Genomic DNA, 23482 nt, shown 5'->3' on the forward strand with positions numbered 1-23482 from the left:
AAAACAAGATGGAAGAAAAACCAAGTTTATTGATAATTGCCGATGATGATTTATCATATGGTATAGATAAAGGGTATTATTCAGATTTGTCAAATGCCATAAAACTAAATAATTTGGCTGTGTATCCCTTGAACAAAGTTCCTTCTTTGAAGGATAAAGAAATTTGTTTGTCTGAGAAGCCAATAGGTGATGGTGAAGATGTGTATTTGAGAAATCCATACGCTAATTACTATGTTTCTATGAAGGATTCAAACATTTTGAATACTTTTATAGAAACAAAAAGTTATGCGATTAAGGAAGTGCTAGTTAAAATGGGTGCCAAGGATATTGTGTTAAAAGAAAGCGTCCATGATAAAAATACATCTCGTTATGAAGTTAATAACGAGATGGGTATAAATGTAGTAAAAGCAAAAATCAATGGCAATTATTTAAATGAAATTACTGTTGATATGAAAAGTAGTATAGAAAGCCATGACCCTAATAGAAAGCCAAAAACATATCAAGAAATAGTTGACTTTATGGTAAGTCATGGATTATCAAATGATTCGAAACTTTTATTATTAGCAGAACGTTTAAAAACTGATGGCAGAATTTCTGGCATTGAAAAGTACGAGGTGACATATTGTAGCGAGATTGCTAGTGCTTTAAAAATAGCTGCTAGTATCGATTACAAAATGTTTAGTGACAATTTAGACTTCTCTGTAGAGCATAATAATGTACATATAATAAAGAAGTCTTTGGAGATTAATTTTGGTTAAAACTTGGATTCGTACATTTCGCTCTTTATGATGTTGATATCAATAATATTTGGCAAATCTATGAAGAAAGTTTCTAATTGATACAAAATTTAGAGAATATGAATACGTTAATGATTTCACTAAGTGTAGTAGTATTGATTTGTGCTGCGTTACTTATTTACTATTTTGCTTTCTATAGAAGAAAGTATGTTCCGATAAAACATACAGAATACGATGAGGATAAGTCTGTGTGTCGTACCTATTTCACAATAAATGGAGTGATGAATGGTCAAGAGATTACTTATTATCCTAATCAGCAGGTTAAGTCTGAAATCATGTGGGTTAATGGTGTAAAGACTGGCCCTTTTGTAGAATATTATGATAATGGAGCAATTGCTTCTAAAGGTGAATTTCATGATAAGGATAAGATAGCTGAATGTTTTGTGTATTATCCTACTGGAGAAACCAATAAAGAACAGATCAAAATTAATGATGCTCCTGATGGTCCTTTCACCGTTTATTTTAAAAATGGTCATCCTTATATACAAGGTAACTATAAAAAAGGTGTACTTGAAGGAGAATACATCGTGTATTCAATAGATGGCAATGTAAAACTTAAAAAACAATATTGATATGGGACTTCTGAAATCTATTTCAAAATCAATGAAGGGTACCTTTGTTGGTGATCTGGCTAAATCAGCCGATAAGGCCATTGATGCAACAAGTTCTTTTATTGGCGATTGTATTGATGAAACTATTAATGAGGTTTGTGATAGCGCTAAATCTTTAACAAAGGGTGCCAAAAATGTAGCGAAGGGTGCGGGTAAAATAGGACGAGTTGTAACAGGTTATGAGGCTTATGATTCTCGTAAAAAGGCCAAAGAGGCAAAGGAACTTGCTGATAGAATGGTTGCTAATATAGAAGAGGAAAACAGAAGAAGAAGAGAAGAATCCAACCGTGTGTTGTCGGATTTTGGTAAGACGAAACTGGAACTTCTTAAGACTTGTCTTTCTCCATTTTTGGGCTACCTTAAGGTTATGGGGAATAATTATAAGGATAAAGAATATGAATTTGGTGGCAAGATAAATCTTGATAAGTTGGATATTGATACCTTGGAATCTATAGAAATGAATGCTTCTACAGCTGGAAAAATAGCTATGGCTTCTACTGGTGTTGCTGCAGCATTATGTGGAATAGTACCCTACACTACAACGTCAGCAGTAATGGCTTTTGGAGCAGCAAGTACTGGCACCGCAATAAGTTCTTTGTCTGGCGCTGCCGCTACAAATGCAACATTGGCTTGGTTAGGAGGTGGATCATTGGCTGCTGGCGGAGGAGGAATGGCTGCAGGTACAGCTGTTCTTGGTACAATTACAGCCACAACAACTGGTGTTTTTGCTTTAGCTGCTGCAGGACTTGTTGCCTCTGCATATTATTCTAAAAAATATACGGAAGCTACAGCGTATTTGGAAGAAGTAAGGACTGCACGTGCAAAGGCAAAATTAGGTTGGGCTGCTATGGAAGCAATTAACCAAAGGGCTATTGAGCTCCAATCTGTAATGAAGCGACTTGGAGAGAGAATAAATGAAAGGTTGCTTTATTTGGAACCATTAGTTTATGATTTTTCTATAGATGATGAATATTATCTGAATACTTTTAGAGAAACCTCTCTATTAGTGAAGGCTTTAAGTGAAGTGGCTCAGGTTCCTTTGATTGATAAGAACGGCATGCTTAGTAATGAGTCTTCTGTTACATTAACTAATACCCAAAAGATACTAAATAAAAACTTATAATATGGGAAAATCTGTTTCTGATTATATGAAGATAGCATGGAATGTATTTGGCAAAAAGGTAGTAAACCGTATGGTTTCTGAAAAAGCTGCCTCTTTTGTAGGAGACATCTGCTCTAAATATCAGGTTGAGGTTAAGTATAAGGAAGATCTGATGTTTCGTATACGTAATATTGTTGCGTATTTGGTAAATTGTAGACTTGAGGGGGCACCTATAAACAATAAATATGTATCAGATCAAATTAAGGGTCCGATAGCTCACTCTTTAGCTAATGCTGCAGCATCGTCTAATAACTATGATAATATGATGGCTGATTTTGTTAATTGGCTTGATGACGAACAATTGGATGATATTGAAAAATGTCTGATAGAAATAGGACATAAAGAAGGTGCAGACTATATACAGCAGTTTAGAGAGATGTTTGCCGAAGTAAGGCGTAAGAAATATCGTGAAATTGTCGATAATAGCTCTGAAGATAATTATGACTCTTATGAACTTATGTCTGAGCGACAATACGATAAGAGTATAAGTGACTACAGAAGAGAGTCAGAAAAGGATGATAATTTCATTAATGATCTTACGTCTTCTATAAATAATAAGATGCTTTCTGTGTCTAAAGGAAAGCCTGGTCCTGCACAGATGGTGGAGATGACCAAGTTCTTTATAGACAAATCTGCTGAGGTTGCAAAGTTCTGTGAGGAGCAAAGAACCAAGCGAGCAGAAATAAGAGCAAGGGCACAAGTAGCGATACATCAGATAGATGCAGTGAGAGAGTTCTTGCAAAACTATCTCGATAAGACGTTTGACGAACGACGCATGTTGTTTGCTAAGGAATTTGAAATTGTGGATAAATGTCTTGCCACAGGTAATGTTCAAGCTTTGGCTGTATCGTTGAATGCAATAACAGATTTGGCAAAATCAAGTCCATTCAAAGCTTTAGCTGATATCAAGAGTGTGAAAAATGCCATAGAGAACCATAGTACGTTTGATATTTAAATTTAAGAAAATTAGAGTCCGATTTTAACGGGACTCTTAATGATATAGATTATATGGATATAGAAGAATATAAAGAATTGAAAAATCGTGCAAACGATGTCTTTGCATTGATAGATAATCAACCATTACGAATAAATGTAATATATTATGCTGCTCGTGGGAAGCTTAAAGAAGTTGCCCACAGTATGATTCTTGCAGGTTTATTTGACGATAGCGCTGTATCGGTACCAAGCGTAGCGGTGTAATCGGTACCATGCTATCACTGCAATCGGTACCGCTTGTATCGCTGCAAGCGGTACCAAGATTTCAGTTCTGCTTTTCAATTTGCAAAGGTAATTTATTTTTTCAATTTCTGGCGCATAGAATCGCCTTTTAACTCTATTTTACTTGCATTTGCCACCAAACGGTCCATAATGGCATCTGCCAAGGTAGGATCACCTATATAATCATACCATTTGGCAATAGGAAGCTGTGAGGCGATAATGACGGACTTTCTCTCGTATCTCTCTTCTAGGATTTGGAGCATTGCGAGTCTGGTCTTGTCATCCATTGGCTGCAACCCGAAGTCATCCCATATGAGCAAGTCATACTTTTCCAGATTGGTTATCATCCTCAGGTACGACCCATCCAGCTTGCTGAGTGCAACTTTCTCCACAAAGCTGTTCATATTGAGATAGAGAGTTCTGTAGCCTAGCATGCAAGCCTGTCTTCCAAGGGCACAGGCAAGGAAGGATTTTCCGCAGCCGCACTTTCCTTGTATGAGCAAGTTCTCATGCCTGCGTATAAAGGCACAGTCAGCAATGGCGGCAAGGTCATCCTTGGTGAAGTTGCGGTCTGTTCCACAGATGACATCCTCTAAGAGTGCCGTATATCTAAGCTTGCTGATTTTTAGATACATGGCGGTCTTTCGATCTCGTCTGTCCTGCACCTCTGCATCCACCATCTTGGAGATGGCGACTTCCAGGGATGGGCGGTTCTGTACAGGAAGGCTGGTCATGGCCTCGAAGGAGGATGACATACCTCTGAGTTTCAACTCGTTGAGTTGTATGATGGTTTCTTGTAAGTTCATGTTACTATATATGTTTAAATGTTCATAAATGCCTCCGCGCCTCTCACATAGTCGTTCTGTGGCACATTTGAGACTGTTTCTTCCCCGTCAACTTGGTCAAGGTTCTTCTCCAATACGTTGCGGATGGTCGTGTAGGTGATGGATGAACAACCTGCCAGACGCTTGCAGGCCTTCTCCAGGCGCTCCTTGCCATACTTGCGCTTGAGAGACAGGACTCCTTGGCAGGACTTGTACGACTGCTCGACATGCTTCGTGCGATTGAGGATGGATTGGACTGCGGAAGTGGTGTTGCTGCCAACCAATGCTGCCTCCTCCAGAAAATAGGCGGCGTTATATCCCTGTCCGTGCTTGTAGGCAAGATGTTTGTCTGGCATATGCTCGTCAAGCGTGCTGTATCCAGATCCTTGGCGACGCTGATGGATGGCTATGCGAGAACTCCCGGAGTAAACCTCCACGGTATCTAAGTCCCACAGTACGCTCACCTTTTGCCCGACATACTGGTATGGCACGCTATAGTTGTGCTTGTCAACCATGACGTGATAGGTACCGGACAGTTTCACCTCCTTGCGATATCTGAAGCGGTATGGAGTCATGGGCAGTTTGCCCAACGTAGGTTGCTCTTCCGCCTCGAAGATGTCACGTCTGCTTCTCCCTGTCGTTCTGGACGGCTTTTCATTGAAGCCGTCCATCAACTCATAGATACGGGCATTCATACTCGGTAGATTGTAAAACACCTCGTCATGTAGCAGAGCGTAGACGGCATTGTAGGTCTTTTGGACGAGTCCCTCGACTGGACCTTTGTCCCTGGGAGTGCGAACCCTGCAGGTTTGGAGGGTTGTATCGTAGTAGGCGGCCCATTCCACGGCTGCATCATTGAACGCTGGCTCGTAGCGGTCGTATTTCTTCACCCACTGCTTCATGTTGTCACTCTTGGCTATGCGAGTTGTTCCGCCGAAGTAAGAGAAGGCATCGGATATACCGCCGAAGAAGTTCTCCATGGAAGCGTTGTACATAGCCTTGGCAAATCCCAAGCCGCTGTATGGCAGGATACAGACCAAGACGACAACCTTGGTTAGCTCACCTGTCTTCGGGTCGGTAAGCCACAGGGTATCGCCGGCGAAGTCAATCTGCATCTCTTCCCCAGGAATATAGGTGTTATGGAAGCTGAGGTTGTGTGAGTACTGATACTTACGGATTGACTTCTTGAACTGGGTGTATCCATATCCGTCGGGATGCTCCTTCTTGTATGACTCGTGCAGGGCTTGAATGGTGAGGTAGCGGTTATGCGACAAGTCTGACACATATTCAGGCAACAGCCCGTCCAGCACCTGACGTTGGGAAGATGGGGCTGCTGTGGGTTTGGACAACTGGAGGAAAGATTCTATTTCCCCGTCACTCATGTGGCCTATCACGCCATAGGACAAACCTTGGGAATCCGCCAAGGTCTTGTAACGGTTCAGTACGCCACGTCCCATGTGTAGTTGCTCGCAAATGGTGCGTTGCGGTATTTTTGCCGCTAGCATTTGAAATGAACGTTTTAATTTGCTCATGTTTACATTACTTTGTGCCATATCTATACAGATTTAAAAATTCTTCTGCAAAGATAGGCGGTTATTATTATACATGAGCAGAACTTTACATCTTTTTGGTACCGATTGGGGCGCTATGATGGTACCGATTCAAGTGATACGATGGTACCGAATGCAGTGCTATGATGGTACCGATTCATGCGCTATAGTGGTACCGATTCGCCGATACTGTCAGTTTATTACGGGAGAAAGTTATTTTAAATAATTTTCTAGATACCTTTTTGTCTTCTTCTTCTAATCATGAAGCTCTTTGTGATTATGAGATAAAGCGTGAATTTAATCATATTGATGTTAGCTTAGAAAATGAATCCAATTTTATCATTATTGAAAATAAAGTTAATGATGCGATAGAACAACCGCATCAAATATTTCAATATGTAGAAGACGCAAAGAAAACGGGGAAAAATGTTTTTGTAATATATTTAAATTCAGTTACTAGAGATTTTCCAACAGAGAAATCATTAAATGGAGCTAATGGGAAAAGTGTTTTTGATTTGATACAAGAGAATCATTTTGTTGTGTTGTCTTATATGTATGATATTTTGCCATGGTTAGACAAACTTGAAAATGATTTTATTAATGAGCCTGAGTATAGATATTTAGAAACCTCACTTTTCCAATATATAGATTATCTTAAAATGAAGTTTAATACAAATGATGAATTTATAAACAAAATGAAAGAAAAAATTGATAAATTACTTCGTATAGATTCTACGTGTAATGATGTGGAAAGATTATCCTTTTATGATAATGAATTATCTTTATTGGAGAGGTATCGTGATGAAATAAATAAAGTAAAAATCGAGATTGTAAAACAGCTATTAGAAGAATGCAAAAAACAACTTCAGAAAGATTTGAAAAAAAATATCAAATTTGAGGAAAATAAATATGATGATAAAACTGGTTTCGTTTTTTCTATTTTAAATGGTAAAATAAAAATAGTTCTTACGACAACTAATTATGAACCATGGTGGGGATTTCGTGTTGAAGATGGGAATTTAAGAGAATGTATTAAAAGGGAATTAAAATTTTATTTCTTTGATATAAAAACAAAGGGTTCTTCTTGGGATTTTTGGTGTAATACTACATTTTCTCATATCATCATGTCTGATGCTAAATCTATTTCTGAAGTATTGAAGAAATATGATAATCAATAGTTCGTTAATAATTCAATAATGCGCTAAGCAGCTATACGCTGTAAGCACGAGAGATCTTTGAAAATCTTACTAATTAAAGTTCGGTTAGGGTTGTACCCACATGCTTAAAAAAATCGTCTCACCAGATAAGTGTTGGTCATCAGTGACTTGAATGAAGACATAGAATATTCCATTTCCATCTCCTTCATAGTTACCTTGGCAACATTTAGTGATGTGAACGATGTATTGAAAGCAAAATCGAGTTTCCACTTATCGTGAGCCTAGCAGTCCATAAGACCAGTATAGCCTTTGGCGTCACGAAAGCAAAATTCAATCTGGAACCTGGTTCTATAATAAAGAAGTACCTCTTCACCCGAAAGTGAAGTGTCTGAAGAGAAGTTTCATCTCCATCTTCTCTATTCGAGTGAGGTCAAGATTCTTCATATCAATCTTGCCATCCTTTGTCTTTGGACGACCACGTTTTCCTGTACGTGGACCAGTATATAATTTTGTGTTTGTGGTGATTTGCAAAGTTACAGAAAATCAGCGACTTGACCAACTTTTATAGTTAGGTTTTATAAATATTTCTTGATGTAAGTTATTGATTTACAGATGATTAAATATTAATTTAACGTAGTGTTGTTAGTTATAAATTATATTGCATATGTTAAGAGGATTATATAAATATGTCTGTAAAGATTGTGGACATAAATTCATTGGTGCAGATATTGAGTTGAATGCAACTGCGGCATCTGTTCCTGTAAAATGCCCAAAGTGTGGCAGTGTTAACACTAGCTCAACTGGCTTGCCTTATCCGCTGTGTGAAATACCTGATATGTGCAGGAATTTCTTCCGAAGAATGGGCAAAAGCCCAAAAAGAAAATAAACAAAAAAAGACGATATGAAGTTATCAATTACTTATGCTGAGCTGCAGGATTATGTAGCCAGTCATTTTCATAAAACAGTGAATCTCGGGTATGTTGATGGAGCGACAGTTTCTGTCTCTATACCTATCAAGGTGTTGGGCTTTACCAAGTCGGTTAGCATAAACCTTATAGTGAAGAAGATTGAGGGTACAGACTTGTTCTTGTCGTATGGCGGTAAGATGGGCATTGACCTGCTTGTTTCGCCAGCCATCTCTTATGCCAAGAAACTTGTGCCGGAGAAAGCAGGTTGGGTGGAACAGATGCCTGGCAATATCGTTAAGCTGCGCCTTGGCGACATTGACAAATTGCAGAAAGTGTTTGAAAAGCTGAAACTTGACAATATCTTATTTGAACCGGGAAATATTGGAATAGAAATGTCATTAGTCTATTGATTCGTTATGGGTGACTGACGTCTATTTCGCAAAAAAATAGAGCGTTCTTACTTTTTTCTTGATGTTCTGTCACCATTTGACTTATCTATATAGTTATTTCGCAGCCGAAATCGATGTAAAAGCTAATGCTTTGACGAAACGAGGTCTTGAGTGGAATGCTACTGTCGAACATTTTCTTATGAATGTGCGGACTATAGAAACTGTTGTAGGAAATCATTAAAGATTATTTCAACCAGTTGTTTATTTTAAGATTTAATATTGTAAAGATATAATATGGCAAAGAATTTTGAAGATATTCTAACTTCTATGTTAGAACAATTAGATGAGAATCCAGATCAAGACGTAAATGCCTTGATTAAGGATGAGTGTGAGAAAATGGGAGTTTCGGAGGAAGGCAAGGCTTTGCTCTCCGAGACTAACGAGTATATTGATGGCTTTGCAGAGAAAATGGCTGCATTGCAAACGGCTAAGGAGGATGGAAAGTCTCGTAAGCAATGGATGCTTGAGGAGATGGACCGAATATTGAAGGGACGTGACGAGCAGGAGAAGGCTGAAATCGTCTCTGCCATTTCTGATGCTGGTGAGAATGTGAACAATGAAACTTTAACTAACGAGGAGGACTAAACTTATGAAGTACACTGAGTATAATGAAGATGCAGGGCGCAATGAGTTTGGTGCTCATTTGGAGAGTGAAAGCAGAAAATATTCAGCCCTTCAATCCTTGTTGGCTGGTAAACTGTTGGAAAAGGATGAGATAGAGAGTCTTCGAGAGTTTAAGTTTGTTCAGCAATTCCTGGATTCCCCAATCGGTGATGCTTCAGAAGCAAAGTTGAAAAAGGCTTTTGCTGCTGCCGTTATAATGGCACAAGAGCAGGGGACTTTGCCTTTCTCTCTTGCAGACAAAAGTCCAATAGCTATTGCAAGTGCCATTGATGAGGGATTAAATCGTGTTAAGTTTGCATACAAAGTTTCGAAAGAGGAGCTTGATGTCGTTGAGGTGGCGGATAAGTTGATAGATGCTACAGTAGCTCGTGTGGTGACAGTTGCTGACAAAGTGATAGAGAGGGGAGTTCCTGTTGTTTTGGATAAACTTTGTAAAGTAATAGCCAGAGTTTATCCTCCTGCAACAGTTTTTGTTCCTGTTATCAAAACGACAGAGAAATATATAGTGCCTATTGCTAAGATGGCGGTAAGAAAGGGATTGTCTGTTGTGGCGGAAGGTGCGAAGTCTTTTATTCGCTCAACGGTTAAAACATTGAAAAATGGGATTAAGAAGTTTGTTTCTTGGCTGGTGAATTAAAAACATTATTGGGTTATGAGAATAATAGTAAAGGCGAAGCCTATACGAATAAGAATAAAGTCTGGTGGGGAAGAACACTCCTCACTTGACTCTTTGCGCCAGAATCTCTGTGTGCAAGACTTGTGGCCATTGGTAAAAGACAAGCGGTTGTCAAGATGGTTGATGCAGTTGGGTGAAATGGATTTGGCTCATGCGATAGATGCTTTGTCTGTAGGTCAACTTGATGTTTCTACATATTTTAAAATATTATTTCTCTTTTTTAAAGATGAATTATATGCTCATTGCGTAATGGATTTATATACCTTGTTCTCGTTTTGGCATGATTGTGAAAAGAGAAAGTCCAAGAATTATGATTCTTTGCGTAAGTACTTGCTGAGCACATATGAAGGTGCCAAATTTATATTTAAGCAGTATCCAGAGGAGGTCTCTGATGGTGAATGGTGGGATGTTTTCTGTACATTCGAAAATGAAGAAGACCCAGAATTTTTGTTTGAACAAGGAAAACTTGCATTTGAGGGATTTACTAAAAGTGATGGAAGTAACTTCGACAAAAATCTTGTGCGTGGCAAAAAACTGATAGAAAAGGCAGCAGAGCTTTACAATCAAGAGGCTATAGACTTTGTGAAATCTAATAAATTTGACGTGGCTCGAAAGTTGGCTATGTTGGCTCCTGAAGCAAAAGAAAAAATAGAAAATTTGATTGTTAGATGGAAAGATGAAATGCTTGGCTTTTCAACAAGAAAGACGAACTATGATGAGGGGATAGTACGAGAGGTTAAGCAATTGCTTCAGGAATTTGCATCTTTGAGGAAAACTTACAAAATGTTTAACAGGGAAGCTGTAAGAACTGAAGCTGAGGTAAAATATGAGGTTTTAGACAAATCGAATGTCTTTTACAAGGAACGTAAGTTTGTGTTGGACTTGGTTCAGTATTCTTATGATAAGGAAATACCAGGCTTGTTTGTAGAGTTAGCAGAAGATTACCATTATCCGTTGGCGCAATATATGCTACACCGTCCTGCCGATAATCGAATTGACGGTTTCGCTTTTGCTGCAACCATGTTTCCTAACCAATTAAGGTTTATCGTTGACCATTTGTTTAAATATTAAAACCTTGCGATATGAACAAGAAAGTTATTTCTGATTTTCAGAAGATGATAGATGTCAATACACCTATCATCTATATCAACGACTATGATTTTGTACGTATAGACGAAATTATAGTTGAGATAGTGGGCAATAGTAAGGTATTTGAATGGAATCCTGCAACAGGCACAACCAACTTTAAAACGAAAGAAAGTCAAGGCTTGGGAGAGAATGATACACTGGAGCAATTCTTGCGTGATAAATATACTATTGATGTCAATCTAAAGGAAAAGTTCTTGGTGTTGAAGGATATTCAAGATTTTATTGAAGAGCCGGCAATCAAGTCATTGCTTCAGTTGATAGCCCAACGTAAGTTGTATGATAGGGATTACAACACAACCGTCATTATAGTTTCTTCTGTTCTTAAAGTACCGCAAGAATTGGAGAAGTATGTGTCCTACTTGGAAATTCCGTTTCCGGAAGATGATGAAATCAATCAGCTTATAGACGAGCATGTAGAGGTGAACTGCTATGACAATTTCAAAGATGAGGACAGAAAGAAACTGATGCCATCTTTGAAGGGTATGACGAGCTTTGAGATAGACCGAATGCTTGATATGGCGATGAGCAGCAATGGCTCGTTGAGTGCAGAGGATACTGAAATGATTCTTCAACAGAAGAAGGCGATGGTTAAAAAGTCTGGCTTGTTGGAATTGATTGACACTCCTGCGTCCTTGAATGACATCGGTGGTTTGGATGTTTTGAAGGATTATCTGCTGAATAAGTCGCGAGTGATTGCTGACCTGCCTAAAGCTATTGACTTTGGCGTGTCGATACCAAAAGGTGTGTTTATCGTAGGTATGCCAGGTTGTGGAAAATCTCTTTGTGCGAAGGCATCTGCTGCATTGTTTAACACTCCTTTGCTGAAACTCGACATGGGCAGTATGATGGGAAAGTATGTAGGTGAGAGTGAAGGCAACTTGCGTAAGGCTATTAAAATTGCTGAGGCTGCTGCGCCTTGTGTACTATGGATTGACGAGATAGAGAAAGCCTTTTCTGGTGTCGACGGCAACAACGACATCATGACTCGTATGTTCGGCTATTTCCTTTCGTGGATGCAGGAGAAGAAGAGTTGTGTTTATGTTATAGCCACTGCCAACAAAATAAAAGATCTACCTCTTGAGTTGAAGCGTAAAGGACGCTTTGACGAAATATTCTGTGTTAACTTGCCGAACAAAGAAGAACGAAAGAAAATATTCAAAATCCATATTGGCAAAAAGAATAAAAGCCTTGACGAAGCGGCATTAAATTCTGTCTGTCAGATAACCGAAGGTTTTAATGGCGCAGACATTGAGTCTGTTGTGAACGAGGCAATGGAGAAATGTTTTATAGATAGTCTGGATAATAAAGGCACAGCCTTTGATGGGAAGCTTTTTAAGGATATCGCAAGTAAGACTATACCTCAGTTCGGGATAATGAACTCTATCTAAAGGCTTTATAATGTTTTTATATAAGGGATACAGAGGCTTGGCAACCATCTATATATCTTGGATGGTTGCTGAGACAAAATCCTCCTGTAAAATATGCAATGTTAGAAAAGACTAAGCTGTTTCGTATCTTCGATAACGTATCCAGTAAGTGCCTTGGGCTTGTTGTCAAAGAAACAGTATGCCCCTAATGCAGAAATAATATTTATGATGAAATTCGCAACAGACCTGTGACGTGAATGTACTATCTGAGCCGTATTTTTCAACAGGTCATTAATCGTTTCAATGATGTATCTTTTGCGTAGCATCATCTTGTCATAGAACGGCATTAGTTTGTTCTTCATGTTCACTCTCAGTCCTGTTACCAACTGGATGCCTTCCTCAAAAAGCGAATCGAAGAGTTTTTGCGAGATATAGCCTTTGTCAGCAAACAGCTTGCCATACAGACGTTTAGCCAACACATCGAATACCGCTGGATCTTTGTCGCTGACGTTTGCACCAGTGAGAACAAAAGCAATTATCTCACCTCTATCATTACAAGCCAGATGTAGCTTGAACCCATGACACCATCCCATTGTTCCCTTTCCGTTTGTGGCAATGCCTTTGAACACTTTGTTGGCATAACGCCTGAGATTGTGGCATATTGGTATCATGGTTGAATCAACAAAGGTTATACCTGTACATCTGCCAAAAGCACGGAGATTCAGGAAGAACATGAGAGGGAAGAATACGCGACTTTCAAGTTCTACAAAACGGTTATAAGACACCGCATTTGGAAAATATGACTTCAAAGTTCCTCTAATAAAGAATAGGTAATAATGCTTGAAGTTTCGGAACGAGCCGAAATGGAAATACAGCAAAATCGTCATGATTTCACTATCAGATAAAGAGGCTTTACGTCGTCTGCGCTTTACTCCATCTTCACCCAAAAGCAATTTTCCTGCATTTTCAGCATCAAAAACTTTGTAAAATTCATCAATAATACAAAATAATTCTGTAACTTTGTCCTTGGTAATCTCCATAATGATATCTTTTTATGTTTGTAACTAATTGGATTTCAACTACAAAGATACAAAAAATATCGGAGATTACCAACTTTTTTAGGCACTATTTCTTATCCCGAACTGAGGTAAGACTATAAGCATTTCAGAATCAGATAAGCAACAGATTGAGAATATGAAGAAAGCATTCAAGGAGAATAACTTTAAGGATGCTACAACTGGTGATATAACAACCTAAAAAATGAAGCATTATGGCAAAGAATGAAAATAAAATATTGGATGAACTGAGACGAAGAGGCAAGATTTATGAAGATCCTGCTCCTAAAGTCGGAGGCTTTACTGGCTGGTTGATAAGCTTGTTTACCAAGAAAAAGTAAGCCGCATATACTTTTTTCTTGATGTTCTGTCACCATTTGACATATCTATATAGTTATTTCGCAGCCGAAATCAAATGTATAACTATATAAGGTAAAGTAAAAATGGAAAAGAACATCAGGAAAAAAGTGTGTTGGTTGGCTGCGGTATTGAGTGCCGTGCTGGTTGTGTTATTTGGCTATTGGTTCTTCTTGAACCCTCATGGCTATTGGCAAAAGAAGAAGGAGGCAGAGAAGAATGAATATAAGGATAGGAGGATGCTTTGGCGGAAGTCGGAGAAAATGACCATGCAACAGATGTTGTCGGACATGACGCTAATGGCTAAGGGGGATTCGGTCCTGGTTTGTTGGCTAACTGGTCTCTCGCTTCCTGTTTATCGTGACTTCATTCATGGTACTGCGCAACCTACAAGGAATGCTTGGGCTGAGACAAGATATTGGTATATGTCTTCTCTCGCTAAAGGCAGAGAATGGATGGAGGAACGTGCCAAGACGAGGATTCACAAGAGCCTGATCTTTGTGGAAACGAGTAGATTTCAGGTGCAGAAGGATTCCTTGAAGGATTATCGTAAAGAGAAACTTACTCCAACTGAGATTAGAAACAACAAGATGTATCTAAAAGATAGTTGTCTGTATAGATGAAATCATAGCATAAATAAAGTATAACGAAATATGAATAAAATTATAGGGCTTCTTGGAATGGTTTTCATGTTCCTACCCTGGCGACTAATCGTTGCAATAGTGGCTGCAGTATTGTTTGTCAACATCAATGGTACGGAATTGTATGGATGGCAAGCAGGTTTGGCGCATGGATTGTTCTTCCTGCCTAATCTGGTGAGGCATCTCTTTGACGGCGATGTCCTTTTTAAGGCTACCAATTGTACTACAGGTTATCATGTTGCCTGGTGGATAGCTACAGTCGGTTCGTGCATTGGTTGGCTCGTTGATGCAACCTTCTCTTTTATGAAGGCATCGGTATTTGTAGGTAGTGATAAAGAATAAATAAAAATAAATACGATGAATAGTATGGTTAATAAAAAAGCTGCAAAGCGTGAGAAGATGATGAACATGCCATCATATCGTCTGATGGTAGGTACGGCGAAGTATATGGACAAGTGGTTCTTGGATCCTATCCTTGGCTTCATCCTTCCTGTCGGTATTGGTGATGCTTTGACGAGCGTGTTTGCATTCCCATTTATCTATTACAGTCTTTGTGTGGTTAAGTCGATTCCGCTGACTTTGGCTGTCATCTATAATATCTTGATGGATGTGCTGATTGGTGCCATACCTTTCTATATAGGTGATGTGCTGGATGTATTCAAGCGTTCGTATGTAGAGAACCTGAGATTGGTTACCGGGTATATCGAGGATGATAAGGAGATTATCAATAAGGTGAATAAGAAGGCATTCTGGACGGCTGTGTTCATCGTCGTGCTTTGCTGGTTGATTTATGTGGTGATATCATGGGCCATTCGCTTGGGAACCATGGCTTATGATTGGATAGTTTCATTATTTTAAAATATGAATAGCAACATTTTCTTTCAACCCTTCGTTGGCAAGGATTATGCCAACGGGGGGATATTCGGCAAGCGAATCATGATATTGGGCGAGAGTCATTATTGTGATGAGAGTTGTGCGGATTGCGGTGATTGCCGTCTGCATCGGGAGTGTATGAACTTTACGCAGCAGGTGCTTGGTGATTATCTCAATGAGAATAAGGAACGGCAGAACTGGATGCGGACTTTCCTGAAGTTTGAGCGTTCGTTAGTGGGTGAGGAGACAGATCAGACGATGAGGCTGAAGATCTGGAACTCGGTCATCTTCTTCAACTATCTGCAAGTGGCGATGGGTGGTCCTCGTGAGGCAGGCACTGGGGAGCAATATCGCCAAGCAGGCAAGGCTTTCTTTGAGGTTATCGAAAAGTATCAGCCGGAGTATGTCATCGTCTGGGGCAAGCGACTTTGGAACAATCTTCCTAATGTTGGCTGGCAGGATGGCGACGACATCGTAGTGGATGGTTATCCTGTTGCTACAGGTGCTTACCTTCTGAGTAATGGCAAACAGGTGAAAGTGATGGCGGTGAATCATCCTTCCGTAGGCTACTCCTGGGACTATTGGCACAAGGTGATACAAAGATTTTTGAGATAATTTTCTCGCTTGTGTCACGATTTGACATACCCAACCTGTACCTTTGCAGCTGTAAACATAAAACAAGAAATTATGGCACAGATTACAATCAATATCCAGACTTTGGACTGGACAATGGGGGAGACCGTAGGCTTGCACTTGATGCTGAAGAAAGGCAGCAAGGCAAGAATCGCTTGGGGCGATGGAAAGGTACAGGTCGTGACAGGTAAACAGAAACCTGCTTCCGAAAAGATGGCTTGGGTGGAGGCAGGTCATGCCTATCCGGAGAAGGGCATGTACTACACCATTACCATCTGTTCGGAAGAGGAGGATGCCATTATCGGATTTGATGGATGTGGCATGTTCGAGGTGAAAACCTTAGATGTGATTCTCACGGAATGTCCTAACTTGCGTATCTTGGGCTATTCTGGGTATGGCGAGGAGAAACTTGACGTGAGCAAGAATCCTTTGCTGGAGTTCATCGACTTCCACGAGATAAGAAACGAGAAGTTGGATTTCTCTGCTAATCCACTCTTGGAGGAGTTGCATATCGAGGGTGCCAAGGACTTGGTGTCTTTGAATTTGAGTAAGAACGACAAGTTGCGTCGCTTGGACATCTTCATGTGTCACAATCTCCAGCATCTTGCCCTGAGCAATCAGTCACAACTGAATGAGGTGGATTTCGCTCTCACTCATCTCCGTCCCAAAGACTTGGAGTATTTGGAGAAGACGTTGAAGCGAAACTCTCCCTACAAGATACGGGGAGGAAGTTTTGGCGATGATAAGATAATAGAAGTTAGTAATGGTGAAATCGTAGGTGAAGATGAAGGAAAATTGGATTCAACTTATCGATACAATTGAGAAAGATCCGTTTGAAACGGAGGCTTTCTTCGCTTTGATGGAGTATGTGGGCGAAGCGTCGGATGATGACAAGCGCAGAGTTGTACAAGAAGTAGAGCGTCGCATCAAGATGATTGCCCGTTATGATGCGGACAAGAGTTTCCGCTTCCGTAAGTTCAGTGAACAGGAGCGGGAGGTGCTTGATTCCCTTTGGAGTACTCGGGTAAAGATTCTCAATGTGATGATGTTAAATCCTACAGAGGAAGAAATCGAGCGTTTGGGACATCAGAACGATAAACTTCATGAACTGTCGAAGGATGCCTTTGCGCAAGGTCGCAACCTCTGGAAGTCTTTGTTGCACTCACCGAGCTTGATGGCAAACGAGGATTATTATGATGTGGAGGAGCACGTTGATTTCAGTTGGAATGATGAGGATTCCGTCCTCAAGATGGATAATGATGACTATTATGGCTCAGACTTCGAGTATATGCTCCATTTTCATTGCAATTTTAGGGATAGTGGGCGGTATTCGTATGGGGAACCTTTAGTGGCTGATGATGGGACCAACTGGAATTTGGATTATCTCGACAATCAGGCTTTCGACAGATTTTGCATCTGCCATCTCCTTCACTCGCTCCATAGTCATGAGCATTACTCTTTGCCAGACATCCTCCGTATGGATGATTTTTGGACGGATGTCAGCTTGAGATATGAGCGAGAGGTGTATCAATGGAAAAAAGGAAACGTATTCTTTAAAGAGGAAGTAAATGGAAAAGGAATGGAAAAAACTGATAGATGATGTAGAGAACGACCGTAGCTATAGTTCGGAGCCTCACTTCAAATTTATAGACTTTATAAGAGAAAAGTCTACGATAGAGGATAAGCGTGCCATCGTGCAAGAGGTGGAACGTCGTATCAAGAAGGTGGTGAATCGTGAGGATAATAATCCAGATGGGTTCTTCCGTAACTTCAGTGATACGGAGCGGGATTTGCTGGACGATTTGCTCGGGCTTCGTGAGGTGACGCTCGACGAGATGATGCTTCATCCTACTGCTGCCGAGGTGGAACGATTGAGCAAGTTGAACGACAAACTCTACAAGCTCACCTTGGAGTGTTTTGAGCAGTGCCGTAACCTTTGGCTTACGCTCTACCGTTCGCCATACAAGGTGGACGACCGTTTCAGGTACGACTTGGACAGTACGCTTCGATTCGAGTATGCTGACAAAGACTCGGTCTTGCATCTGGAGAATGATGACTATTACGGTTCCGACTTCGACTATATGATTCATCTGACAGATGAGTTGCTCAGTACAGGACATTGCAAGATGGATACCATCGTGAATGGTGCGTCTGCCAACTTTTTCGGCAACGAAGAGGATACGTTGAGAGAGTTGACTGATACGCTCGACGATGGCACGTCGTGGGCGGAAGGCTATCTGCACAACAAGGCGTACGACCATTTGTGTATCTGTTATGCGATGCATGCCTTGCATACTCATGAGCCTTGGTGCCTGCCAGATATTCTTCGTATGGATGACTTCACGGTGAGTGTGGAACTGAAATACGACCGCAATATATCCGAACAGCGAGATATTCGTTATGCTGATGATGGAAATGAAACCGACCCTCATTGGTCTGAGGATGTGCCTTGCTTGGGTAGAACACAAAAAGGCTGAGACCTTGACATAATAAAACAAGAAGTTTAACGATATATATAAAAATAGAAGATTATGAAGTTAGCAGAAGCATTGAGTATCAGAGCCGACTTGCAGAAGAGAGTGGCTCAACTGAAAGAACGTATCAAGGAGAGCGCCAAGGTACAGGAGGGCGATGAACCTTGCGATAACGTGGAGGAACTGTACAAGGAACTGGATGAAGCACTCGTCCAGTTGGAAGACTTGATTTATCGCATCAACATCACCAACGTTCAGATAGTTCAGGACGGAGACTCCTTGACTCGATTGATAGCCAAGAGAGACGTCTTGTCGATGCGTGTCAAGGCATTGAAAGAGGTGGTGAACTACGTAGCTGCCAACGATACTCGCTTTGGCAGAAATGAACTGAAATATGTTAGAACCATAGATATAAAGGCTCTTCGCAAGGAGGCTGATACCTATGCCAAGCAGTATCGGGAACTCGACCTGAAAATTCAGAGTTTGAACTGGACTGTAGATTTGGTGGATTTGCAAGACTTGCCCCGATAATGGAGCGAGGATTGAAATTTTCATTAAGTAGATTAAAATTTTCGGAGAAAAGATAGAGGCAGCAAGAAACTGACATCAGGCAATAGGTCTGTGTTAGCATTATTAAAAATTCATGTGTTTCATGCAAAGAGACGAGTTTGTTCACAGTTCATTTCAAGCATCGGGCACAAGAGTATCGCGCATTGGTATATGACAAAAGTCAGAAACGCCAGCATTTAGCATTACCATTTTGTTGGCTATCTTTTCTCCTTTTCTTTTTAGGCATTTCTCGTAAATATTCATTAGATTTTTAGAGATTATGGACAATCGTGTAAAATTCTATAGTTGGCTGATAGGCCTCTTGGATCGTAAGCATCTTACCTTTGAGGAGATTGCTAATGAGTGGCGTGATGCCAACGCTAATCAGGATGAAGATGAGCTGGACAAACGTACCTTTCATCGTTATCGTGAAAATATCCAGTCGCAGTTTGGCATTACTGTGGAATGCGACAAGAGCGACGGCTATCGGTATTATCTGAAGCGTGATCCGATCGCTAATGATGATGTGACGGAATGGATGCTGAGTTCCCTGCGGTTGGCTTCGCTTGGTGATATGCTGAAGTATCATAACAAGGTGATGCTTGATACGCCGCCATATAACACGGAATATCTGGATGATATTCTTGCAGCGATAGATAAGCAATATCTGCTGAAGTTTAAGTATGTTTCGGGATTTGGAGCGGAGAGTGATATTATTCTGCAACCGGCTTTCGTGAGATATTTCAAACAACGGTGGTACGTTGTGGGAGTGAAAGTGAAGAGTGAAGAACGAAGAGTGAAGAATTCAAGTGCTGAGGTTGATGGAGATGCTGATTTGAATGCTGAGGTTGATGAGAAGAAGCTCGTTCGCTGTCTTCCTTTCGACCGCATCAGTTTCCTGAAGCTTATTTGCGAGAAGCATCCGTTGCCGGCAAAGATGAAGAAGTTCCTGACTCCAGAGAATTATTATGAAGATTGCTTTGGCATCTATCGGATGGAAGATGTGCCGGTGGAGAAAATCCGCATCCGTGCCTTCTATCCGGAATACAACTACATCGAGGAGGTTCCGCTGCATGAGAGTCAGCAGAAAGTAAAGGAGTCGAAAGATGGAATGTATCGGGAGTATACCCTCACCGTCCGTCCCAGCCGTGATTTCCTTCAGGAACTGTTATGGCATGGCAGAAATATCATCGTACTGAAGCCTGAAAGCTTGAGGCTGGAGATGATTGGTATCTTAAAGGATATGGCGAAGAGCTATGAAACGGGCGAATGCCTGAATGGGGAGGAATAAAAGAATCCTCAGATTGGGAACACACTGTGTGCCCAATCTGAGGATACGATGACTGTCTCCTTACCAAGATACTTTTCTATCTTGTCGATATATGATTGACGAATAATAGTTTCCATATTACTTATAAATGAAATTTTCTGCAAATATACGATTTTTATCTTTTATAATGGATGAAAATCCTAAATATTTTGCTTTTATCTTCTATAAAAGATAAAAAATGGCGTTTTATTCTCATTTTATGATAATCATAAAGTGATTATTTATCTTCCTTCAGATACCAGTCTTTAATGTATCCGGAATAATGCTTGGCAAATTCTTCGGCTTGGCCAGGAGCACAGACCTTCACTTTTTTGGCTGGAATACCCGCCCAAATCTCATGTGCAGGAACCTTGGTGCCATGGGTAACTACAGCACCTGCAGCAATAATAGCCCCTTCTCCAATGTCAGCCTTGTCAAGCACAGTGGCATTCATGCCGATGAGTGCCCCTTTTCTAACGGTAGCTCCATGAACGATGGCCCCATGTCCCACAGATACATCATCCTCCAAAATGCAAGGCATCGTACCGGTTTGATGGATGCAGGCGCAATCCTGCACATTTACCCTGTTTCCACATCTGATGGCATCCACGTCAGAGCGCAATACCGCACTATACCAGATGCTGCAGTCATCACCAAGAATACAGTCGCCGGTCAGTACGGCATTCTCAGCGATAAAACAATTCTTTCCCCATTGAGGTGTTTTTCCTTCTACAGTCTTTATAATAGCCATATTGAATATATATTTAAATTTTGGTGCAAAGGTAGCAAAAAATATTGGAATCACCTTATACTATTTCAGATACTTCTTCAGCCACAAATCGAAGAACTTGTCATATACCACGTAGGCATCATTCTGCTGGGTGATGAACTCCTTCTCCAGCAATCCCTTCAGAGCTGAGTTCACTGAGCTTGGTGACGGGAGATGATATTTCTTGGCGAAAGCTCCGCTCTTTACGCTTCTGGCTTTGCCCTCTGCAGAGATGGCGATGAAGACGTTGCGCTGCTTTTCTGGCATCTGGCGCAGAAGGGTCTCGTAGGTGTCTGATGCCATGTTGAGATTGTAGTTGATGGCATCATCTACCATATCCAGAGTGCAGGTACCTTGTTCGGGAGTCTTGAGGAAGAGGACATTCATTACTCGCTGGATGTATGAGGTGATACCATCGAAACGGGTGAAGAGTTCTTTGATAATGGCAGTATCTAGATGTTTGTTGTGCTCCTCGAACTTGGTTGTGGCAAACTCCTTGTATTTCTCAATATCCAGCGGCTTTAGGTTCATCAGTGTTACGCTCTGATAGAAAGGGCGGGCAGGGGATGTGAACATCTCTGCCATTAGATGGCGATGAGAACCCGAGAAGATGAAGTGGGCATTGGTGCATCGCTGGATATAGGTACGGAGCAATGCCTCTATCCGATTATCGGCATAGTTGGTGATTTGCTGAAACTCGTCGATGGCAACAAGACATGGCTTGTCGGCTTGGTTGAGATAAGAGAATATCTCATCAAGCGTAATTTCGGGATTTACTATGTTGCCGATGCCTATTCCCCAAACAGGAGCCCCGTTGATATCGAAAGAGATTTCTGAACGGAGAGAAGAGAGTGCTATCAGGAATTTCTCCCAAGCGCTTCTGCCTTTAGGGCGAAGTTCATCAATAATGGCTTTGCCGAACATATTGACCAGATCGCTGACGGAGTTGGTTGAATAGATGTCTATGATAAAAGTATAATAATCTTTTTGGATGACTGGCTGGGCAAAGCAATGGTGAATCAGCTCTGTCTTTCCGATGCGTCGAGGGGAAATCAGAGCCATGTTATTCTCATTGGTCAGCATCTCTGTGATGTGCTGGGTTTCTTCCTTACGGTCGCAGAAGTATTCCGGACCGGCATAACCGTTCGTGACAAAAGGATTTTTCATTACCATATCTATACCTTATTATATATTCTACGGCTGCAAAGATACAACTTTTATTCCAATTATCATAAAGTGATTATCATAAAATGATAATGAAATGTAGAATTTTATCTTTATCGTGGATAAAAACTGGAAATTAACTGCTTTTGTTCATAACATCACTTTTTTTTTGTTAAAACATGCAAGCAATTCATTTCTTTTATTTATCTTTGCAATCGAAGGTGGGGCAAGTGATAACAAGGCCTATCTTCTATAAAGGTATCTCAATTATGGCAAAAGAACTTATCAATAGACTGAAGTTTCTTTGCCCCTGAATAAAGACACATTATAATTATATATATATATGAAGGATGTGATTTTTGAAAATACGCTGATGAATGTCGGTGACGGCACTAAAGACGGATACTTGTGCCATGCCTACTGCCATGAAGGGGAATGCAGTTTCTCTTTCAATGGCAAGAGATATGTCATGAGGGGAGGCGACTGCCTGATAGTGCGTCGCAGCGATTTGCTGAAAGACATACGGGAGAGCAGCGCCTTTAAGGTTGATGTATTTTATGCCACTCCTCAGTTCATCGCAATAAGCACACCGCATAGCAACTATGGTACCCGTGGAGGATTGTCCTTATTTAACAATCCGATCATGCACCTTACGCCGGAAATGCAGCAGGTGTGCGCACTCGATTTCGATAATATCCGCCGTCGTCTTGCTTTAACGACTCACAAGTTTCATCGCGATGCAATGATCAATGCCGTTCAGGCGATTATTATCGACTTCTTTGATTTCCATGCCACGCTCTATGGCACTGACGACACCGTTACTCAACTCTATTCCTCTCTGATGAACAGGTTTCTGGCTTTGCTCGAACGTGGCGACTATCGCAAGAACCGTGAGATTGGGTATTATGCCGACCTCCTTTGTGTTACTCCGAAATACTTATCAGAAGTATCGAAGAAGGTAAGTGGCTATCCGGCAGCCTTTTGGATAACACGTTATACATCGCTCGATATTGCCCGTCTGCTCAAGAGCAAGCATCTTACCTTTACAGAGATATCTGACTTGTTTGGCTTTTCGTCAGAGTCGTATTTCAGCCGATACGTACAGAAATATCTTGGAGCACCGCCTTCAAGTTTTGTTGAATAGGCAGTGAATCAATCTTTTTCGG

Annotated in this window: 28 protein-coding genes; 22 read left to right on the top strand and 6 right to left on the bottom strand. The window is 40.7% G+C overall.

The genetic code is table 11. The annotated features are described in order from the left end of the window. Window positions 1–8: 8 nt before the first annotated feature. The 5 genes from ONT08_RS13765 (at window position 9) to ONT08_RS13785 (ending at window position 3770) form a co-directional block, all read left to right on the top strand. Window positions 9–758 carry a hypothetical protein gene (locus tag ONT08_RS13765; protein ID WP_264960215.1) on the top strand — a complete coding sequence of 250 codons (750 nt, stop codon included), beginning with the start codon at window positions 9–11 and terminating at the stop codon, window positions 756–758. Window positions 759–856: 98 nt separating this feature from the next. Beyond that, the gene (locus ONT08_RS13770; RefSeq protein WP_264960216.1) at window positions 857–1369 is read left to right on the top strand and encodes a toxin-antitoxin system YwqK family antitoxin; all 513 of its coding nucleotides are present in this window, start codon (window positions 857–859) and stop codon (window positions 1367–1369) included. Window position 1370: 1 nt separating this feature from the next. Then, a complete protein-coding gene (locus ONT08_RS13775; protein WP_264960217.1) occupies window positions 1371–2531 on the top strand; it encodes a hypothetical protein in 1161 nt (386 codons plus the stop codon). 1 nt (window position 2532) lies between these two features. After that, on the top strand, window positions 2533–3525 hold the full coding sequence (locus tag ONT08_RS13780; protein ID WP_264960218.1) for a hypothetical protein: 993 nt from the start codon (window positions 2533–2535) through the stop codon (window positions 3523–3525). A gap of 53 nt (window positions 3526–3578) precedes the next feature. Continuing rightward, window positions 3579–3770, top strand: a complete 192-nt coding sequence (locus ONT08_RS13785) for a hypothetical protein (protein ID WP_264960219.1) — start codon at window positions 3579–3581, stop codon at window positions 3768–3770. A gap of 92 nt (window positions 3771–3862) precedes the next feature. On the opposite strand, the gene istB is transcribed toward ONT08_RS13785, so the two are convergent. Together istB and istA are read right to left on the bottom strand one after the other, a co-directional pair. Beyond that, complete coding sequence (istB, locus tag ONT08_RS13790) at window positions 3863–4594, bottom strand: IS21-like element helper ATPase IstB (RefSeq protein ID WP_118201903.1); 732 nt, start codon at window positions 4592–4594, stop codon at window positions 3863–3865. Between the two features lie 14 nt (window positions 4595–4608). Next, complete coding sequence (gene istA, locus ONT08_RS13795; protein ID WP_264959802.1) at window positions 4609–6165, bottom strand: IS21 family transposase; 1557 nt, start codon at window positions 6163–6165, stop codon at window positions 4609–4611. A gap of 239 nt (window positions 6166–6404) precedes the next feature. Between istA and ONT08_RS13800 the strand changes: the two genes are divergently transcribed. Continuing rightward, entirely contained in the window at window positions 6405–7340 is a 936-nt protein-coding gene (locus ONT08_RS13800) for a PD-(D/E)XK nuclease family protein (protein ID WP_264960220.1), read from the top strand. A gap of 348 nt (window positions 7341–7688) precedes the next feature. Here ONT08_RS13800 and ONT08_RS13805 read toward each other — a convergent pair whose 3' ends face one another. Further along, a complete protein-coding gene (locus tag ONT08_RS13805; protein ID WP_264960221.1) occupies window positions 7689–7850 on the bottom strand; it encodes a hypothetical protein in 162 nt (53 codons plus the stop codon). 370 nt (window positions 7851–8220) lie between these two features. Between ONT08_RS13805 and ONT08_RS13810 the strand changes: the two genes are divergently transcribed. The 5 genes from ONT08_RS13810 (at window position 8221) to ONT08_RS13830 (ending at window position 12513) form a co-directional block, all read left to right on the top strand. Further along, a complete protein-coding gene (locus tag ONT08_RS13810; protein WP_264960222.1) occupies window positions 8221–8637 on the top strand; it encodes a hypothetical protein in 417 nt (138 codons plus the stop codon). Window positions 8638–8910: 273 nt separating this feature from the next. After that, window positions 8911–9261, top strand: a complete 351-nt coding sequence (locus ONT08_RS13815) for a hypothetical protein (protein ID WP_264960223.1) — start codon at window positions 8911–8913, stop codon at window positions 9259–9261. Window positions 9262–9265: 4 nt separating this feature from the next. Continuing rightward, window positions 9266–9937, top strand: coding sequence for a hypothetical protein (locus ONT08_RS13820; RefSeq protein WP_264960224.1), 672 nt, complete (start codon window positions 9266–9268; stop codon window positions 9935–9937). 15 nt (window positions 9938–9952) lie between these two features. Then, window positions 9953–11047, top strand: a complete 1095-nt coding sequence (locus tag ONT08_RS13825) for a hypothetical protein (RefSeq protein ID WP_264960225.1) — start codon at window positions 9953–9955, stop codon at window positions 11045–11047. 11 nt (window positions 11048–11058) lie between these two features. Beyond that, window positions 11059–12513, top strand: a complete 1455-nt coding sequence (locus tag ONT08_RS13830) for an AAA family ATPase (RefSeq protein WP_264960226.1) — start codon at window positions 11059–11061, stop codon at window positions 12511–12513. 101 nt (window positions 12514–12614) lie between these two features. Here the strand turns inward: ONT08_RS13830 and ONT08_RS13835 are convergent, their stop codons facing one another. After that, window positions 12615–13532 (bottom strand): IS982 family transposase, encoded by a 918-nt coding sequence (locus ONT08_RS13835; RefSeq protein ID WP_264960227.1) that lies wholly within the window; start codon window positions 13530–13532, stop codon window positions 12615–12617. A gap of 230 nt (window positions 13533–13762) precedes the next feature. On the opposite strand from ONT08_RS13835, the gene ONT08_RS13840 reads away from it, so the two are divergent. The 10 genes from ONT08_RS13840 to ONT08_RS13885 all read left to right on the top strand — a co-directional run bounded on the left by ONT08_RS13840 (window position 13763) and on the right by ONT08_RS13885 (window position 20365). Beyond that, the gene (locus ONT08_RS13840; protein ID WP_264960228.1) at window positions 13763–13888 is read left to right on the top strand and encodes a hypothetical protein; all 126 of its coding nucleotides are present in this window, start codon (window positions 13763–13765) and stop codon (window positions 13886–13888) included. A gap of 102 nt (window positions 13889–13990) precedes the next feature. Next, entirely contained in the window at window positions 13991–14527 is a 537-nt protein-coding gene (locus tag ONT08_RS13845) for a hypothetical protein (RefSeq protein WP_264960229.1), read from the top strand. 30 nt (window positions 14528–14557) lie between these two features. Further along, window positions 14558–14887, top strand: coding sequence for a hypothetical protein (locus ONT08_RS13850; protein ID WP_264960230.1), 330 nt, complete (start codon window positions 14558–14560; stop codon window positions 14885–14887). Window positions 14888–14911: 24 nt separating this feature from the next. Continuing rightward, complete coding sequence (locus tag ONT08_RS13855; RefSeq protein WP_264960231.1) at window positions 14912–15403, top strand: DUF4112 domain-containing protein; 492 nt, start codon at window positions 14912–14914, stop codon at window positions 15401–15403. A 3-nt stretch (window positions 15404–15406) separates the two neighbouring features. Then, the gene (locus ONT08_RS13860) at window positions 15407–16033 is read left to right on the top strand and encodes a hypothetical protein (protein ID WP_264960232.1); all 627 of its coding nucleotides are present in this window, start codon (window positions 15407–15409) and stop codon (window positions 16031–16033) included. A gap of 72 nt (window positions 16034–16105) precedes the next feature. Then, window positions 16106–16873: a hypothetical protein gene (locus ONT08_RS13865; protein WP_254973901.1), complete on the top strand. Its 768-nt coding sequence runs from the start codon at window positions 16106–16108 to the stop codon at window positions 16871–16873. Continuing rightward, entirely contained in the window at window positions 16836–17651 is an 816-nt protein-coding gene (locus tag ONT08_RS13870) for a hypothetical protein (RefSeq protein ID WP_254973903.1), read from the top strand. The genes ONT08_RS13865 and ONT08_RS13870 overlap by 38 nt, the downstream gene beginning before the upstream one ends. Further along, window positions 17620–18528, top strand: a complete 909-nt coding sequence (locus ONT08_RS13875; RefSeq protein ID WP_254973904.1) for a hypothetical protein — start codon at window positions 17620–17622, stop codon at window positions 18526–18528. Before ONT08_RS13870 ends, ONT08_RS13875 begins: the two co-directional genes overlap by 32 nt. 54 nt (window positions 18529–18582) lie before the next feature. After that, window positions 18583–19056 carry a DIP1984 family protein gene (locus ONT08_RS13880; protein WP_118078751.1) on the top strand — a complete coding sequence of 158 codons (474 nt, stop codon included), beginning with the start codon at window positions 18583–18585 and terminating at the stop codon, window positions 19054–19056. 298 nt (window positions 19057–19354) lie between these two features. Next, entirely contained in the window at window positions 19355–20365 is a 1011-nt protein-coding gene (locus ONT08_RS13885) for a helix-turn-helix transcriptional regulator (protein ID WP_118201513.1), read from the top strand. A 256-nt stretch (window positions 20366–20621) separates the two neighbouring features. Here ONT08_RS13885 and ONT08_RS13890 read toward each other — a convergent pair whose 3' ends face one another. Beyond that, complete coding sequence (locus ONT08_RS13890) at window positions 20622–21134, bottom strand: gamma carbonic anhydrase family protein (RefSeq protein WP_118200054.1); 513 nt, start codon at window positions 21132–21134, stop codon at window positions 20622–20624. Between the two features lie 60 nt (window positions 21135–21194). Continuing rightward, window positions 21195–22319 carry an AAA family ATPase gene (locus ONT08_RS13895; RefSeq protein WP_264960233.1) on the bottom strand — a complete coding sequence of 375 codons (1125 nt, stop codon included), beginning with the start codon at window positions 22317–22319 and terminating at the stop codon, window positions 21195–21197. Between the two features lie 340 nt (window positions 22320–22659). On the opposite strand from ONT08_RS13895, the gene ONT08_RS13900 reads away from it, so the two are divergent. Further along, window positions 22660–23460 carry an AraC family transcriptional regulator gene (locus ONT08_RS13900; protein ID WP_264960234.1) on the top strand — a complete coding sequence of 267 codons (801 nt, stop codon included), beginning with the start codon at window positions 22660–22662 and terminating at the stop codon, window positions 23458–23460. Window positions 23461–23482 lie beyond the last annotated feature (22 nt).

This window comes from Segatella copri, from assembly GCF_026015465.1.
In the GTDB taxonomy this organism is placed as follows: domain Bacteria; phylum Bacteroidota; class Bacteroidia; order Bacteroidales; family Bacteroidaceae; genus Prevotella; species Prevotella copri_E.

Coding starts and splice junctions, on each gene's coding strand:
- ONT08_RS13840 (WP_264960228.1), top strand. CDS start 13,763: ATGGCAAAGAATGAAAATAAAATATTGGATGAACTGAGACGAAGAGGC.
- ONT08_RS13870 (WP_254973903.1), top strand. CDS start 16,836: ATGAAGGAAAATTGGATTCAACTTATCGATACAATTGAGAAAGATCCG.
- ONT08_RS13810 (WP_264960222.1), top strand. CDS start 8,221: ATGAAGTTATCAATTACTTATGCTGAGCTGCAGGATTATGTAGCCAGT.
- ONT08_RS13820 (WP_264960224.1), top strand. CDS start 9,266: ATGAAGTACACTGAGTATAATGAAGATGCAGGGCGCAATGAGTTTGGT.
- ONT08_RS13765 (WP_264960215.1), top strand. CDS start 9: ATGGAAGAAAAACCAAGTTTATTGATAATTGCCGATGATGATTTATCA.
- ONT08_RS13835 (WP_264960227.1), bottom strand. CDS start 13,532: ATGGAGATTACCAAGGACAAAGTTACAGAATTATTTTGTATTATTGAT.
- ONT08_RS13860 (WP_264960232.1), top strand. CDS start 15,407: ATGAATAGCAACATTTTCTTTCAACCCTTCGTTGGCAAGGATTATGCC.
- ONT08_RS13890 (WP_118200054.1), bottom strand. CDS start 21,134: ATGGCTATTATAAAGACTGTAGAAGGAAAAACACCTCAATGGGGAAAG.
- ONT08_RS13880 (WP_118078751.1), top strand. CDS start 18,583: ATGAAGTTAGCAGAAGCATTGAGTATCAGAGCCGACTTGCAGAAGAGA.
- istA (WP_264959802.1), bottom strand. CDS start 6,165: ATGGCACAAAGTAATGTAAACATGAGCAAATTAAAACGTTCATTTCAA.
- ONT08_RS13825 (WP_264960225.1), top strand. CDS start 9,953: ATGAGAATAATAGTAAAGGCGAAGCCTATACGAATAAGAATAAAGTCT.
- ONT08_RS13875 (WP_254973904.1), top strand. CDS start 17,620: ATGGAAAAGGAATGGAAAAAACTGATAGATGATGTAGAGAACGACCGT.
- istB (WP_118201903.1), bottom strand. CDS start 4,594: ATGAACTTACAAGAAACCATCATACAACTCAACGAGTTGAAACTCAGA.
- ONT08_RS13785 (WP_264960219.1), top strand. CDS start 3,579: ATGGATATAGAAGAATATAAAGAATTGAAAAATCGTGCAAACGATGTC.
- ONT08_RS13830 (WP_264960226.1), top strand. CDS start 11,059: ATGAACAAGAAAGTTATTTCTGATTTTCAGAAGATGATAGATGTCAAT.
- ONT08_RS13845 (WP_264960229.1), top strand. CDS start 13,991: ATGGAAAAGAACATCAGGAAAAAAGTGTGTTGGTTGGCTGCGGTATTG.
- ONT08_RS13815 (WP_264960223.1), top strand. CDS start 8,911: ATGGCAAAGAATTTTGAAGATATTCTAACTTCTATGTTAGAACAATTA.
- ONT08_RS13900 (WP_264960234.1), top strand. CDS start 22,660: ATGAAGGATGTGATTTTTGAAAATACGCTGATGAATGTCGGTGACGGC.
- ONT08_RS13770 (WP_264960216.1), top strand. CDS start 857: ATGAATACGTTAATGATTTCACTAAGTGTAGTAGTATTGATTTGTGCT.
- ONT08_RS13775 (WP_264960217.1), top strand. CDS start 1,371: ATGGGACTTCTGAAATCTATTTCAAAATCAATGAAGGGTACCTTTGTT.
- ONT08_RS13885 (WP_118201513.1), top strand. CDS start 19,355: ATGGACAATCGTGTAAAATTCTATAGTTGGCTGATAGGCCTCTTGGAT.
- ONT08_RS13850 (WP_264960230.1), top strand. CDS start 14,558: ATGAATAAAATTATAGGGCTTCTTGGAATGGTTTTCATGTTCCTACCC.
- ONT08_RS13895 (WP_264960233.1), bottom strand. CDS start 22,319: ATGAAAAATCCTTTTGTCACGAACGGTTATGCCGGTCCGGAATACTTC.
- ONT08_RS13855 (WP_264960231.1), top strand. CDS start 14,912: ATGGTTAATAAAAAAGCTGCAAAGCGTGAGAAGATGATGAACATGCCA.
- ONT08_RS13780 (WP_264960218.1), top strand. CDS start 2,533: ATGGGAAAATCTGTTTCTGATTATATGAAGATAGCATGGAATGTATTT.
- ONT08_RS13865 (WP_254973901.1), top strand. CDS start 16,106: ATGGCACAGATTACAATCAATATCCAGACTTTGGACTGGACAATGGGG.